Below are 14,441 nucleotides of genomic sequence, written 5' to 3'. Positions count from 1 at the left end.
AACTTGATCAGACGCGACTGGCGCGTCCGGTCTATGCCGAGAACACTGTGCGGCCCGCGACCAGCGTTTGCAAGACCTTGCCTTGCAGGCGCGCACCTTCGAAGCAGGTGTTTTTCGAGCGTGAACGAATGCCGCTTTCGCTGACGATCCAGGGTTCATCGAGATCGACAAGGGCGAGGTCGGCGACAGCCCCCGGCTTCAGCGTGCCGCCGGGCAGGCCGAACAGCCTTGCAGGCGCGGTGGAGAGCGTTTCGACCAGCCGCAGCAATGGCACGTCGCCATTGTGGTAGAGCCGCAAGGCGGCGCCGAGCAACGTCTCCAGCCCGATGGCGCCGGCTGCCGCGTCGGCGAAGGGCAGGCGCTTGGTGTCGACATCCTGCGGATCGTGCGAGGAGACGATGATATCGACCGTGCCGTCCCTGATCGCTTCGATCATCGCCAAGCGATCTTCCTCGGCGCGCAGCGGCGGCGTCAGCCGGAAGAAGGTACGATATTCGCCGACATCGTTTTCATTGAGCGACAGATTGTGGATCGAGACGCCTGATGTAACCGTCGCGCCGTCGGCCTTCGCCCGCGCCACCGATCCCGCCGCCATAGCCGTCGAGATCTTGGCCGCGTGGTAGGAGCCGCGTGTCAACCGAGCCAGCGCCAGGTCGCGCTCGAGCGGAATGGATTCGGCTTCACGGGGAATGCCGGAAAGGCCGAGCCAACTCGCGTAAAGGCCCTCATTCATCACCCCGGACGAGGCAAGATCTGCATCCTGCGTCTCATGCACGATCGTGGCGCCGAAGTCGCGCGCATAGGTCAGCGCGCGGCGCATCACCAGCGCGCTCGAGATGGTGTGGCGGCCATCGGTGAAGGCGACGGCGCCGGCTTCGCGCAGCAGCCCGAATTCGGTCATCTCGCGCCCGTCGAGGCCCTTGGTGATGGCCGCCGCCGGGAAGATGTTGACGACCGCCGTATCCTTGGCGGTGCGCAGCACGAACTCGACCAGCGCCACATTATCGATCACCGGGTCGGTATCGGGCATCATGACGATGGAGGTGATGCCACCGGCGGCCGCCGCGACACTTGCCGACGCAATGGTTTCGCGATGCTCGCCGCCGGGTTCGCCGATGAAGACGCGGCCATCGACAAGGCCGGGAATGATCGCCTTGCCGGCACAGTCGATCAGCGCGGCCCCATCGGGCGCGCCCTGGTTCAGCGCCGCCTTGCCGGCGGCAACGATTTTCCTGCCGTCGACAATGACGGAGCCGACTTCGTCCATGCCGCGCGAAGGGTCGACGATGCGGGCGCGCTCAAAGACCGTCGTGCTCATGCGCCGCGGCCCTCATGGTTGCGGCCCTCTTGATTACGACGGGGGTCGAGCAGCGCTTCCATCACCGCCATGCGCACGGCGACACCCATTTCCACCTGTTCCTGAATGACGCTTTGCGGGCCGTCGGCGATTTCCGAGGCGATCTCGACGCCACGGTTCATCGGGCCGGGATGCATCACCAGCGCGTCGTCCTTGGCGGCTTTCAGCTTTTCGGCATCGAGGCCGAAATAGCGGAAATATTCGCGCACCGACGGTACGAAGGCGCCTTCCATCCGCTCACGCTGCAGGCGCAGCATCATCACCACGTCGGCATCCCTGAGGCCTTCGGCCATCGAACGCGACACGATCACGCCCATTCTGTCGATACCGGAGGGCAAAAGCGTCGAAGGCGCGACGACCCGCACCTGCGCGCCGAGCGCGTTAAGCAGCATGATATTGGAACGCGCCACGCGCGAATGCAGGATGTCGCCGCAGATCGCCACGATCAGCTTCGACAGCGGGCCCTTGGCGCGGCGGATGGTCAACGCGTCGAGCAACGCCTGCGTCGGATGCTCATGCGCGCCGTCGCCGGCATTGACCACCGAGCAGCCTACCTTCTGCGCCAGAAGGGCCGCGGCACCCGCCGACTGGTGGCGGATGATCAAGATATCGGGCCGCATGGCATTCAGCGTCATGGCGGTGTCGATGAGCGTCTCGCCCTTCTTCACCGAGGAACTCGCCACCGACATGTTCATGACATCGGCGCCGAGCCGCTTCCCGGCCAGCTCGAACGAGGACTGCGTGCGGGTCGAGGCTTCGTAAAAGAGATTGATCTGGGTGCGGCCGCGCAGCGTCGAGGTCTTTTTTTCGGATTGGCGCGAGATCGCGACCGCCCGATCCGCCCTGTCGAGCAACAGTTCGATGTCTCCAGGCGAAAGATCGCTGATGCCCAGAAGATGGCGGTGGGGATAGAGTGGCAGGGACGAAGCGTCGGTCATCTCAAGGGGCTGCTATAGGGTGCGGATTTCGTGCCCGCAAGCGCCCGCTTTCGATTGGCGCCATTCTCCCCGGTATTTTCGTCGCGCGCCCGCCAACGCTTGGGCTATATCTAGCCGATGGCTTCGGATTCGTGGCTTTCCGGCAATAGGGGCCTTTCTACCGATAGAAGGATTGGGCGTGACCGACGACGTAACGAACCAGCCGCCGCCGTTGACGGGCGGCAACGCCTGGCGAGGCGATCCGTTGCTGATCCAGCTTGCCGAGCGCTTTTCCGATCCGGTACGCAAGGACCTCGATGGGCTCGGCCGTTTCGTCTTGACGCAGGAAGCGCAGGAACTGGCGCGCCTGGCCAATGTCGAGACGCCGAAACTCAGGACGCATGATCGCCAGGGACGGCGCATCGACCTGGTCGAATTCCATCCGGCCTACCACGCCTTGATGCGCCGCTCGGTGGCGAACGGGTTGCATTCTTCGGTCTGGGAAAATGGCGACGCCGAGATCGGCCGCCGCCATCAGGTGAGGGCCGCCCGTTTCTACCTGACCGCCGAACTCGAGACTGGGCACCTCTGCCCCATCACCATGACCAGCGCCTCGCTGGCGGCGCTGATGGCCAGCCCGAAACTGTTTCGCGAATGGGCGCCGCGCGTGACGACGCGCAAATATGACCAGAGCCAAAAGCCGCCGGTCGAGAAGACCGGGCTGACGCTTGGCATGGGCATGACCGAGAAGCAGGGCGGCACGGATGTGCGCGCCAATGTTTCCAGGGCCGAGCGCGTCGGCAGCGGTTTCTACCGCCTGACCGGGCACAAATGGTTCATGTCTGCGCCGATGTCCGACGCCTTCCTGGTGCTGGCGCAGGCGCTGGAGGGGCTGTCATGCTTCCTCGTGCCGCGCGTCCTCGGCGACGGGTCGGGCAACGGCTTCCGCTTCCAGCGCCTCAAGGACAAGCTCGGCAACCGCTCCAACGCATCTTCCGAGGTCGAGTTCGTCAACGCCATCGGCGAGATGGTCGGCGAACCCGGCGCCGGCGTGAAGACGATCATGGACATGGTGACGCTGACGCGGCTCGACTGCGCGGTGGCGTCTTCGGCGATCATGCGGGCGGGGCTGGCCGAGGCGGTTCATCATGTCCGCCATCGCCAGGTGTTCGGCGCCAATCTAATCGAACAGCCGTTGATGCAGCGCGTGCTGGCTGACATGGCGTTGGATGTCGCTGCCGCCACGGCACTGTCGTTCAGGCTGGCGCGTTCCTTCGACGAGGCGGCGAGCGACCGCGGCGAGGCGGCGTTTGCCCGCGCCATGACGCCGGTCGTCAAATACTGGGTGTGCAAGATCGCGCCACCGTTGCTCTACGAGGCGATGGAGTGCCTTGGCGGCAATGGCTATGTCGAGGAAGCGCCGCTCGCCCGCTACTATCGCGAGGCTCCGGTGAACGCCATTTGGGAAGGGTCGGGCAATGTCATGGCGCTCGACGTGCTGCGCGTGCTCGGCCGCGCGCCTGGCCTGTTCGAGGAGGTGCTGGCCGGCATCGACCGTGACCTCGGCGCCGGTGGGCGTGGCACGATCGGTGTGCTGAAGGCGGCGATGCAGGTCGCCGCAACCGACGAGGGCTCGGCCCGACTGCTGACGGAACAACTGGCGCTGTCGGCGGCGGCGGCGGAACTGCGGAGGCTGGGGGCAGGGCGGATTGCCGATGCCTTTGTCGAGACCCGCCTGGCCGGCCAGTGGCGCAACACCTATGGCATGCTCGATTCGCGCCACGACGCCCGCATGATCATCGATACGCTCTATCCGCCGTTGACCTGAACCAGACGCCGTCCAAGGACGGTGCCATCCATCTTTAGGGGTGCCATCCTTTAGGGGTGCCATCGGCATTCTGATCCGAGGCGCGTTGCCGTTAACCTTAACAAATGGTTTCCGTTGCGGCGGCGAAGCGCAAAGCCCACTGTCATTCCTGTCGAAGCAGGAATCACGATGCGACACGTATTGACGTCTTTCTTGTCCGTGCACTGGGCGATCGTTTTCGCCCTGCTCGCGCTGATCTGCATCGATGGAAACCGGGGCGTGGCGGCAGCTCTGGGCGTGCTCGGCGTGAGCATTGAGAGCGCTCGCTTCGTCAATCTGGAGAACGTCGTCGTGGTCGCGCCGCTGGCGATCGCATTGCTGGTCGTGTCGGTGCTGTTCTTCTGGGCCTTTGTCGACACGCTGATCAACGACACGGCCAGCCCGGGCGCGGACAGCGTTGTTCGCATAGCCTTCATCTCGGCTTCCGGTGTGTTGTCGATGATCCTGATCGGCGGCGCTGCCCAAGGCATCAACGGCCTTTTCATGGTGGTGGCCGTGCAACTGGCCGCACTCCTGGCCTCCTATGTCGCGATGCTCGCCGAGCGGCGCTCGGCAGCGGTGTCGGATGATGCCGATTTCCGCGCCACGGCGCACGGCATGGCGAAGGCCGCCGCCCATAGTTCGCTGCTCTCCCTGATATCTGGCCGGGTCGGCCCGAACGGGAAGGGAGGCCGCTGATGCGCTACATCTTCGCGATGTGGGCGGGCCCGATGGCGATTTTCTGGGGCTGGTTCTATCTGTCGGCCAACGACATCAATTTCGGCTACGTCATGTTCACCCGGCACACGCACGACTTCTTCTTCCAGCTCTACGGTCAGATGCTGGGCATCGACCCGTCGATCATCCCCGGAATGGTGGCGAAGACGTGCATCTTCGACGGACTTCTGCTGATGGCGCTGTGGGCGTTCCGCCGCCGTCGCGAAATCTGGGGCTGGATCAAGGGGCGGACCACGGATCAGGCTCCGTTCGAGCGGCTGCATCGAGTGACTGAAGCCGGTCCAGAACTCCCTGCAGAATAAAGGCCGCCGCGGCCGAATCGATCTTGCCGGCGCGTTTGGCGCGCGAGAAATCCATTTCGATCAACGTCCTTTCGGCCGCGACCGTCGACAGTCGCTCATCCCAGAACACGAAGGGCAGGTCGCTCAGCTGGGCCATGTTGCGCACGAAGGCGCGCGATTTCTGCGCGCGCGGACCTTCGGACCCATCCATGTTGATCGGCAGTCCAATCGCTACCGCGCCGACGTTCTCCTTCTCCAGCAAAGCCAGCAAGGCCGCGGCATCGAGCGAGAACTTCTTTCGCACGATGACCGGGCGTGGATGAGCGAAGGAGAAACCCCGGTCGGAAACCGCGACGCCGATCGTCTTGTCGCCGAGATCGAGCCCCGCCAGCGTCCTGCCGTCGACGAGCCGTGCCGGCAATTGCTCAATTGTGATGACAGCCAACGGTTTTCCCTCGTCTTTTTCAGCGGTCTGCGTCTTTCCTAACGCGCGGCAGGCACTATACCCTTTGATCTCGGGGCTATCGGCGTTCTATCCTGTGGCCCGGCAAAAATCGAGGAATGCATCCATGAAACTGACCTGGTACGGCCACTCGGCTTTCCGCATCGAAGCCGGCGACGCCAAGATCCTCATCGACCCCTATCTGGTCGGCAACCCGTCCTGGACGGGCGGCTGGGAAGGGCCGGCGGAGGGGATCACGCATGTCCTTTTGACGCACGGGCACAGCGACCACATCAGCGGCGCGCTGGAAGTACTCGGCAAGAGCGGCGCTCAGTTGGTCGCCAATTTCGAGATCTGCATGTATCTGGTCGGGAAGGGCGTCAGCGACAAGAAGATCAATCCCGGCAATATCGGCGGCACGGTCGATTGCGGCGGCTTCACCACCACGTTCGTCCAGGCGCTGCACTCCTCCTCGTTTGGCGAAGAAGGCGGCAAGAACGTCTATCTCGGCAATCCCGGCGGGCTGGTTCTGCATTTCCCCGAGGACAGCACGCTCTACCACATGGGCGATACTGACATCTTTTCCGATATGGCGCTGATCAATGAATTGCATGAGCCGAAGATCGGCATCGTGCCGGTCGGTGACCGTTTCACCATGGGTGGCGCGGTGGCGGCGCTTGCCTGCCGCCGCTTCTTCAAGTTCGAGACGGTCGTCCCTTGCCACTTCGGCACCTTTCCGATGATCGATCCGACCGCCGAGAAATTCGAGACCGGCATGGAAGGATCCGGCGTCAAGGTCGCTTTGCCGAAGATCGGCGAGACGATTACGATCTAGAAAAAGCCAGCGCGCAATGGCAGCTGGAGATCGTCAGCGGAGGCTTTTTTGATCGCCGTCCTCCGCTGCCGGCTATCCTTGCAGCCGCTCCCTGATGCGCGGCTGACCATCTCGGTCCATCACGATACCGATGAGTGCGGACAGAGGCTAAACGGTTTCGATTCGCCATGGAGGAGGATGCCTGCGGCACGCCGGCCCAGGCTTCGCATGATGCATGTTGCGCACCGCGTGCCGCGCCGCTATAGCCCGGACTGGTTTTCCCCGAGGCAAATACATGTCCGTTGATCTCAAGACAGTGAAGCGCGTCGCGCATCTCGCCCGCATCGCGGTGAGCGAGGAAGATGCCGAACGCATGACCGGCGAATTGAACGCCATACTGGGCTTCGTCGAGCAATTGAACGAGGTCGATGTTTCCGGTGTCGAACCGATGACCTCGGTGACCCCGATGGAGATGAAGAAGCGCAGGGACGTCGTCACTGACGGCAACAAGGCGGTCGACATCGTCGCCAACGCACCGGCGGCCGAAGAAAACTTCTTCCTCGTGCCGAAGGTCGTGGAGTAACGCGCCGATGGCAATCGAGATCGCCATCGAGACGCCGTTGCAGGACGACGTGCGCGGCCTGGTCAGGGAACTCAATGAAACCCTGCTCGAATTGACGCCGCCGGAGCATTGCTACCACCTGACAGTCGAGCAGATGGCAGGCCAGGACACGACCGTTTTCATCGCCCGCGATAGGGGCGTCGCCATCGGATGCGGTGCGCTGAAACGCCATGGCGACGGCATTGGTGAAGTCAAGCGCATGTACACGCGGCCTTCGCATCGCGGCCAGAAGATCGGCGCCAGGATCGTTGAGCGGGTGGAGGCGCTGGCGCGCGATGAAGGGCTGAAGCGGCTGGTGCTGGAGACGGGTGATCGCCACCCCGCCGCATGGACCGTATACGAACGTGCCGGGTTCTCGCGCTGCGGCCCGGTGCTGGATTATCCCGATTCCGAGTGGTCGGTATTTTACGAAAAGAGCCTTTGATGAGCGACCTGACCCGACTGACGATTTCGCAGGCCCGCGCCAAGCTGCGCGGCAAGGAAATCACCGCGACCGAGATCACCGAGGCTTATCTCTCCGCGATCGATCGCGCCAATCCGGCGCTCAATGCTTATGTCGCGGTCACCGGCGACAAGGCGCGCGACATGGCCAAGGCGTCCGATGCCAGGCTGGTCAAGGGCGAGGGCGGGGCGCTGGAAGGCATTCCGTTGGGGATCAAGGACCTGTTCGGCACCGACGGTGTCCATACCCAGGCCTGCAGCCACGTGCTCGACGGCTTCAAGCCGCGCTACGAATCGACCGTCACGGCAAATCTTTGGGCCGACGGCGCGGTGATGCTCGGCAAGCTCAACATGGATGAGTTCGCCATGGGCTCGTCCAACGAGACCTCCTACTATGGCCCAGTCGTCAATCCGTGGCGGCGTTCGCGCCTCGACACGGTGGTGATGCCGACGACGCATCAGGGCGATGGCGGCTTCGTATCGGCCGGTGGCACGAAAACCCAGCGCAGCCTGGACAATGCGCAGCTGGTGCCGGGCGGTTCTTCCGGTGGTTCGGCGACCGCCGTCTCTGCCTTCCTGTGTGCCGGCGCCACGGCGACGGACACCGGCGGCTCGATCCGCCAGCCGGCCGCCTTCACCGGCACGGTCGGCATCAAGCCGACCTATGGCCGCTGCTCGCGCTGGGGCATCGTCGCCTTCGCTTCTTCGCTCGACCAGGCCGGCCCGATCGCCCGTGACGTGCGCGACGCCGCGATCCTGCTCAAGTCGATGGCCTCCGTCGATCCAAAGGACACCACTTCCGTCGACCGGCCGGTGCCGGACTACGAGGCGGCGATCGGCAAGCCGATCAGGGGCATGAAGGTCGGCATTCCCAGGGAGTATCGCGTCGACGGCATGCCCGAAGAGATCGAGGCGCTGTGGCAGAAGGGCATTGCCTGGCTTAAAGAGGCCGGCGCCGAGATCGTCGACATTTCCCTGCCGCATACCAAATACGCTCTGCCCGCCTATTACATCGTGGCGCCCGCGGAGGCATCGTCAAACCTGGCGCGCTATGACGGCGTCCGCTATGGCCTGCGCGTGCCGGGCAAGGACATCGTCGAGATGTATGAGAAGACCCGCGCCGCGGGCTTCGGCCGCGAGGTCAAGCGCCGCATCATGATCGGCACTTATGTGCTCTCGGCCGGCTATTACGACGCCTACTATCTGCAGGCGCAGAAGGTGCGCAACCTCATCAAGCGCGACTTCGAAAATGTCTTCGCCGCCGGGGTCGACGTCATCCTGACGCCAGCAACGCCGTCCGCCGCCTTCGGCATCGCCGACGAGGACATGGCGTCCGATCCGGTCAAGATGTATCTCAACGACATTTTCACGGTCACCGTGAACATGGCCGGCCTGCCGGGCATCGCCGTGCCCGCCGGTCTCGACCCCAAGGGGCTGCCGCTCGGCCTGCAGCTGATCGGCAGGCCGTTTGAGGAAGAAACGCTTTTCCAGACGGCGGCTGTCATCGAACAGGCGGCCGGCACATTCCAGCCGGAGAAGTGGTGGTAAGGGTATCGCCCGGCCAGCGCATGACCCCGAATACCGGAATCGATTTTCGGAAAGGATCATGCGCAGAATCAAAGTTTACAGCGTCCTTTGCGCGCCCAAGCACGCGCGGCGCTGTAATGGGGTGAGCGATGTTCTTCTATCTTTCCAAGGTCTTCTGGTTCTTCATCCAGCCGCTCAACCTTGCCATCTTCCTGCTGCTGGCAGGCGTGCTCGCGGCGCTTTTCGGCCGCCGGCGGCTTGCAGGCACCAGCAGCGTGCTCGCCTTCCTGATCCTCGCCTTGTCGGCCTGGACCTCTCTTGGCGCCATGATGCTCAATCCGCCGGAGGAACGCTTTCCACGGCCGCCGCTACCGGAGAAGGTGGACGGCATTGTCGTGCTCGGCGGCGGCTTCGAAGGCGCCATCAATCTCGTGCGCGGTGGATATGAACTGAGCACCAGCGGCGATCGCATGGTCGAGACCGCGATCCTGGCCCGGCGCTTCCCGCAGGCCAAGGTGGTTGTATCAGGCGGAAACGGCTCACTTTTCCTTGATGGCGAGGGCGACGCCGACACCGCGCCCCGCCTGCTCGGCCCGCTGGGTGTCTCGGCCGATCGCCTCGTCCTCGAGGACAAGTCCCGCAACACCTATGAAAATGCGGTCTTCAGCCGCAAACTGGTCGATCCGAAGCCGGGCGAGACCTGGCTGCTGGTGACCTCCGCCTTCCACATGCCCCGGGCCAAGGCATTGTTCGACAAGGCCGGTTTTCCAACCATCCCATGGCCGGTCGACTATCGTACCTCGGGCAAGGAAGGCGTCGGCCTGTTTCGCGACAACGCCGCCGATTCATTGCAGAACACGACCATGGCGATCCGCGAATGGACAGGGCTTTTCGCCTATTGGCTTTCCGGCCGTATCGATCAGCCCTTTCCGGCGCCGGGCGGCTGACCGATGACGGCGCGCCTGGCCGCCGAGAAGAACTGGCGCCGCACGAGCACGGCCAGCAGCAGAAGCGTCGACAACACGAACACCAGCGGATCGACGAACCAGCCGAGATAGCCGATCGAGAAGAACACGCCGCGCAGGCCGGAGTTGAAATGCTTGCCGGCCAGCATGTTCATCTGCGTCGCGCGCCAGACAGCCGTTTCGGTGATCGGGTTGCGCGAGGCTTCGCCATGCGGGATCGGCACGGCGCCGATCAAGATCGAGCAATAGTTGAACAGCCGGTAGGCCCAGCCGAATTTGAAGAAGGAAAAAGCCAGGATCAGCACCAGCCCGAGCACCTTGATCTGAAAAGCCGAGCGTGACGGCGCGCTGCCGAGCGGCAGGTTGCTTAGCACCTCAAGCACCCGGTCGGAGGCGCCGAGCAAGGCAAAGCAGCCGCCGAGCGCGATCAGCGAACTGGAGGCGAAGAAGGCGGTTCCCTGCTGCAGGCCGCTCATGATGGCGGTGTCGACGATGCGGATCTCGCGCTCGGCCATGGTGCGCATCCAGGCTTCGCGCTGCGCATTCATCGCCGTCGTCAGTGACATGCGGCTGATCAACCTGCCGTCGGAAGCAAGCGTGTGCAGCACCCAAGCCAGGAGGAAAAAGCCGAGCGCCGCGAGGTCGGCCGTCGACAGGTAGGAGGAATCGCCCATGCTCTCTTGTACCCTGCTTTGGCTGGCTCAGGTCGGCAAGGGTTCGGCGGCTTCCTTCTGCAAGGCCTTGATGACTTTGTCAGTGCTGGTGACCCATCCCAAGGCGTTCTCGAAATTCCACAATGTCGACTGGCGATTGAAGTCCGGACCCGAATGGTTGATCGCGTCCTCGACCAGGATGGGCCAGAACTCCAGCATGTAGGCGTCGCGCGCGGTTGCATCGACGCATATGTTGGTGGCGACCCCGGTGAACAGGAGGTAGCGGATTTTCCGGGCGCGCAGGTATGTTTCCAGGCCGGTCCTGCAAAAGCCGCTGTAGCGCGATTTGCGGATGACCTCGTCGCCTGGCTCGGGCCTCAGGGCGTCGACGATCCGCCAATCCCAACTGTCGTCTATCAGCAGCTTGCCGCGAAGCTCCGGGCGCTCGCGCATCAGCACCATCCCCAATTCCTTCTGGTAGTTCGGCGAGGAGGGGTCTCCCGCGTCACTGAGGTCGGGCCGGTATGACATCTGGAGATAGACCACCGGCATGCCGTTTCGGCGGGCGGCCGCAAGCAGGCGCCTGCTTGCTTCGATCGCCGGGGCAGCGCCTGAAATGTCCATGCCTGCCAAGTCGAACATGCCGCCCGCCGAGGCAAACGCGTTCTGCATGTCCACGACGACGACCGCTGTCCGGGCGGGATCGATATGCACCGGCTTCGGCCTGGCATCCAACACAAGCATCATAATCCCCCTGGGCAACCGCAAAAAATCGCATTGATGCGCGACGTGCAGAATAGCCGCGCCCTAATCCTCCGGCAATCAATGTCGCTGCCGGAGCAAACAAAGTCGGCAGATGCTGCGCCGCGATTGCCAAAAGAGCGGAAACATCCGGAGAATTCCTATATGTAGTCCTCGACGTGACTCAGGAGACAGCGTGTTCCTTTCGGTTTTCGACCTGTTCAAGATCGGCATCGGCCCCTCCAGTTCGCACACGATGGGGCCGATGACGGCCGCGCGGCGGTTTCTCGACGAGGTCGCGGGGGATGACTGGCCGCGGCCCGCCGGCGCCAAAATTGCCCGCATCGGCGCCAGCCTGCATGGCTCGCTCGCCTATACCGGCATCGGCCATGGCAGCGACCGCGCCGTCATCCTTGGCCTCGCCGGCCAGACCCCGCAAACGGTCGACCCTGACCAGGCCGACGAAATCGTCAGCCGCATCACCGCCGACAAGCTGGTCTCACCGCCCGGCCATCCCTCCTACCGTTTCGACCCAGCCACCGATCTGGTGCTCGACCGCAAGACGCCGCTCACCGGCCATGCCAATGGCATGGCGTTCTATGCCTACGACGCGGACGGCCGCCTGCTGCTCAAGCGCATCTACTATTCGATCGGCGGCGGCTTCGTGGTCTCGGAAGAAGAGTTGCAGCGGATGAAGGCCAAGGGGTCGGTGACGACAGAAGGCAAGAAAGTGCCGTATCCCTTCAAGAATGCGGCCGAAATGCTGAAGATGGCGGCCAAGAGCGGCCTTTCGATTGCCGACATGAAACGCGTCAACGAGGAAACTCAGATGTCGCGCGAGGAGCTCGACGCCGGTCTCGACGCCATCTGGAGTGCCATGAAGGGCTGCATCGACCGTGGTCTGTCGCAGGACGGCGTCATGCCGGGCGGGCTGAAGGTGCGGCGCCGCGCCAGACAGCTCCACGACAAGTTGCAGGAGCAGTGGCAGCAGAACCGGCCGAATCCCTTGCTCGCCAATGACTGGCTGTCGATCTATGCGATGGCGGTCAACGAGGAGAATGCCGCAGGCGGCCGCGTCGTCACCGCGCCGACCAACGGTGCGGCGGGCACGCTGCCCGCGGTGCTGCGCTACTGGCTGCATTTCCATCCCGAGGCCGACCAGCCAAGCATCCGCGACTTCCTGCTGACGGCCGCCGCTGTCGGCGGCATCATCAAATCCAATGCGTCGATCTCCGGCGCCGAGGTCGGCTGTCAGGGCGAGGTGGGCTCCGCCTCGGCAATGGCGGCGGCCGGCCTGTGCGCCGTCATGGGCGGCACGCCCGAGCAGGTCGAGAACGCCGCCGAGATCGCTCTCGAACACCATCTTGGCATGACCTGCGATCCGGTCGGCGGACTGGTGCAGGTGCCATGCATCGAGCGCAATGCGCTGGGCGCGGTGAAGGCGGTGACGGCCGCGTCGCTGGCGATCAAGGGTGACGGCGTCCATTTCGTACCGCTCGACGCAGCGATCGAGACCATGCGCCAGACCGGCCTCGACATGAACGAGAAGTACAAGGAGACCAGCCTTGGCGGCCTGGCGGTCAATGTCGTGGAGTGCTGAACGACCGCGTCTGGCACTGTGGAGAACTTGTTCAGGCCGTTGACGCGTTGGTGCGCCCGATTAAATCTTCGGGGATGGCTCTCAATCTCCTGAAACTGCGCGTCGGCTGCGACAGCGTCGAGGATCTCGAGGAATGGATTGCATTCCGCCTCGACGAACGGCGCCGGGCCGGCGAAGCGGTCGAACACTGGCACACGACCCGCATGATGCCGACACGTGCCGGAGAGGTCACCGATGGCGGCTCGCTCTACTGGGTTATCAAGGGCAGTGTCCAATGCCGCCAGCTGATCACCGAGATCCGGCCCTTCACCGATGATGAGGGCATCGGCCGCTGTCACCTGGTTCTCGACCCGCAAGTCGTGCGCACAGACTGGCAGCCGCGCCGGGCTTTCCAGGGCTGGCGCTATCTGAAGCCTTCGGACGCACCGGCAGATCTGGGCAAGGGCAAGGCCGGGTTGGTCGAGATGCCGCCGAAACTCAGGCGTGAACTCGCCGATCTCGGCTTGCTGTAGGTCATCGCGCGGAAGCGTCGCCAGTTCGTGCGCGGGCCTTTTCTGGCCCTCAATCTTGCCTCGCGCTGGACTTGCAAGCGGCGCGGCAACGCCACATCTTGAAATTCATGCGCGATGAAGAGCTGTCGAGGTCGACAAAGGCCGCGGCGTTGGAGAATCAGCCCGCAAGGCGGTCCTCCTCCTGTCCGGGTGAAGGCCATGATTCCGGCGCAGAAAAGGTGTTGAAAGGCATCACGCGGCTGTCCAGGTGGACAGGGCATCCGCGGGGCGGTGGGAAATGTTAGGCGCAATTATCGTTCTGGTCGTATTGCTGCTGGTGCTGCTGAGCGTAGCCATGGCCTTTCTTCACGCGGATCCGGCCCGTCTGGCGAACGGGACGAGAACATTAGGCCCAATCCTGCTGGCGGTCGTGGGGGGCGCCGTGCTCCTGGTCGGGCGCCAGGGCATCGGCGGCATCATCCTGTTCGCGGCAATCGGCTGGTATGCGGCCACACGCAAAACCCGACCAAATACCAAACCAACTCCTGGTAGACGCTCGACGGTGCGGACGGCAGCGCTCGAGATGGAACTCGATCACAATACGGGCGGCCTCGAAGGACTGGTTCTGGCCGGCCGCCACGACGGCAAGATGCTTGGCGCAATGGGTCTTTCGGAATTGCAGCATCTCTACCGCGAACTCTCCGGCGATGCGGAGAGCCGCCAGTTGCTAGAGACGTATCTTGACGGCAGATTTCCCGTCTGGCGCAAAAACACTGAGACGAACGGTGGCGAAGGGCTGGGTGTTGCGCCAGGTCCGGGCGCCATGACTAAGGAGGAGGCCTACAAGGTCCTTGGTCTTGAAGCGGGGGCCGCCGCGGCGGATGTCCGCAAGGCGCACCGCCGCCTGATGCAGCGCCTGCACCCCGATGTCGGCGGCACGTCTTTCCTGGCGGCGCGGATTAACGAAGCCAAGGACGTCTTGCTCTCCAATCACAACTAGTCTCCT

Annotated in this window: 16 protein-coding genes; 11 read left to right on the top strand and 5 right to left on the bottom strand. The window is 63.8% G+C overall.

Annotated features, from left to right (window positions below; genetic code table 11):
- Window positions 1–31 precede the first annotated feature (31 nt).
- A complete protein-coding gene (locus tag FJ958_RS04050) occupies window positions 32–1,318 on the bottom strand; it encodes a dihydroorotase (RefSeq protein ID WP_140739743.1) in 1,287 nt (428 codons plus the stop codon).
- Window positions 1,315–2,295 (bottom strand): aspartate carbamoyltransferase catalytic subunit, encoded by a 981-nt coding sequence (locus FJ958_RS04045; RefSeq protein WP_140739740.1) that lies wholly within the window; start codon window positions 2,293–2,295, stop codon window positions 1,315–1,317. Before FJ958_RS04045 ends, FJ958_RS04050 begins: the two co-directional genes overlap by 4 nt.
- A 178-nt stretch (window positions 2,296–2,473) precedes the next feature.
- Here FJ958_RS04045 and FJ958_RS04040 point away from each other — a divergent pair, with 178 nt between their 5' ends.
- The 3 genes from FJ958_RS04040 to FJ958_RS04030 all read left to right on the top strand — a co-directional run bounded on the left by FJ958_RS04040 (window position 2,474) and on the right by FJ958_RS04030 (window position 5,160).
- Window positions 2,474–4,102, top strand: coding sequence for a DNA alkylation response protein (locus FJ958_RS04040; RefSeq protein WP_140739737.1), 1,629 nt, complete (start codon window positions 2,474–2,476; stop codon window positions 4,100–4,102).
- Window positions 4,103–4,270: 168 nt separating this feature from the next.
- Entirely contained in the window at window positions 4,271–4,819 is a 549-nt protein-coding gene (locus tag FJ958_RS04035) for a hypothetical protein (protein ID WP_140739734.1), read from the top strand.
- Window positions 4,819–5,160 (top strand): DUF6105 family protein, encoded by a 342-nt coding sequence (locus FJ958_RS04030; protein ID WP_140739731.1) that lies wholly within the window; start codon window positions 4,819–4,821, stop codon window positions 5,158–5,160. Before FJ958_RS04035 ends, FJ958_RS04030 begins: the two co-directional genes overlap by 1 nt.
- On the opposite strand, the gene ruvX is transcribed toward FJ958_RS04030, so the two are convergent.
- Window positions 5,078–5,584, bottom strand: a complete 507-nt coding sequence (gene ruvX, locus FJ958_RS04025; protein ID WP_140739728.1) for a Holliday junction resolvase RuvX — start codon at window positions 5,582–5,584, stop codon at window positions 5,078–5,080. The two genes, FJ958_RS04030 and ruvX, sit on opposite strands and share 83 nt — an antisense overlap.
- Window positions 5,585–5,708: 124 nt before the next feature.
- Between ruvX and FJ958_RS04020 the strand changes: the two genes are divergently transcribed.
- The 5 genes from FJ958_RS04020 to FJ958_RS04000 all read left to right on the top strand — a co-directional run bounded on the left by FJ958_RS04020 (window position 5,709) and on the right by FJ958_RS04000 (window position 9,932).
- The gene (locus tag FJ958_RS04020; protein WP_140739725.1) at window positions 5,709–6,416 is read left to right on the top strand and encodes a metal-dependent hydrolase; all 708 of its coding nucleotides are present in this window, start codon (window positions 5,709–5,711) and stop codon (window positions 6,414–6,416) included.
- A gap of 274 nt (window positions 6,417–6,690) precedes the next feature.
- Window positions 6,691–6,978, top strand: coding sequence for an Asp-tRNA(Asn)/Glu-tRNA(Gln) amidotransferase subunit GatC (gene gatC / locus FJ958_RS04015; protein ID WP_140739722.1), 288 nt, complete (start codon window positions 6,691–6,693; stop codon window positions 6,976–6,978).
- Window positions 6,979–6,985: 7 nt separating this feature from the next.
- Window positions 6,986–7,441, top strand: a complete 456-nt coding sequence (locus tag FJ958_RS04010; RefSeq protein ID WP_140607008.1) for a GNAT family N-acetyltransferase — start codon at window positions 6,986–6,988, stop codon at window positions 7,439–7,441.
- Entirely contained in the window at window positions 7,441–9,006 is a 1,566-nt protein-coding gene (locus FJ958_RS04005; protein WP_140739720.1) for an amidase family protein, read from the top strand. Before FJ958_RS04010 ends, FJ958_RS04005 begins: the two co-directional genes overlap by 1 nt.
- Before the next feature lie 128 nt (window positions 9,007–9,134).
- On the top strand, window positions 9,135–9,932 hold the full coding sequence (locus FJ958_RS04000; RefSeq protein WP_140739717.1) for a YdcF family protein: 798 nt from the start codon (window positions 9,135–9,137) through the stop codon (window positions 9,930–9,932).
- Here FJ958_RS04000 and FJ958_RS03995 read toward each other — a convergent pair.
- On the bottom strand, window positions 9,905–10,624 hold the full coding sequence (locus FJ958_RS03995) for a DUF599 domain-containing protein (RefSeq protein WP_140739714.1): 720 nt from the start codon (window positions 10,622–10,624) through the stop codon (window positions 9,905–9,907). The two genes, FJ958_RS04000 and FJ958_RS03995, sit on opposite strands and share 28 nt — an antisense overlap.
- Before the next feature lie 27 nt (window positions 10,625–10,651).
- Window positions 10,652–11,347, bottom strand: a complete 696-nt coding sequence (locus FJ958_RS03990) for a cysteine hydrolase (protein ID WP_140739711.1) — start codon at window positions 11,345–11,347, stop codon at window positions 10,652–10,654.
- 193 nt (window positions 11,348–11,540) lie between these two features.
- On the opposite strand from FJ958_RS03990, the gene FJ958_RS03985 reads away from it, so the two are divergent.
- The 3 genes from FJ958_RS03985 (at window position 11,541) to FJ958_RS03975 (ending at window position 14,435) form a co-directional block, all read left to right on the top strand.
- Window positions 11,541–12,944, top strand: coding sequence for an L-serine ammonia-lyase (locus FJ958_RS03985; RefSeq protein ID WP_140739708.1), 1,404 nt, complete (start codon window positions 11,541–11,543; stop codon window positions 12,942–12,944).
- Between the two features lie 74 nt (window positions 12,945–13,018).
- A complete protein-coding gene (locus FJ958_RS03980; protein ID WP_140739705.1) occupies window positions 13,019–13,456 on the top strand; it encodes a DUF1489 family protein in 438 nt (145 codons plus the stop codon).
- A 277-nt stretch (window positions 13,457–13,733) separates the two neighbouring features.
- A complete protein-coding gene (locus FJ958_RS03975) occupies window positions 13,734–14,435 on the top strand; it encodes a DnaJ domain-containing protein (protein ID WP_140739702.1) in 702 nt (233 codons plus the stop codon).
- Window positions 14,436–14,441 lie beyond the last annotated feature (6 nt).

Origin of the sequence: Mesorhizobium sp. B2-3-5, assembly GCF_006442395.1 — a bacterium.
GTDB lineage: Bacteria > Pseudomonadota > Alphaproteobacteria > Rhizobiales > Rhizobiaceae > Mesorhizobium.
Note: the sequence above shows the minus strand (reverse complement) of the source record. Positions and strands in the feature narration are given on the sequence as shown.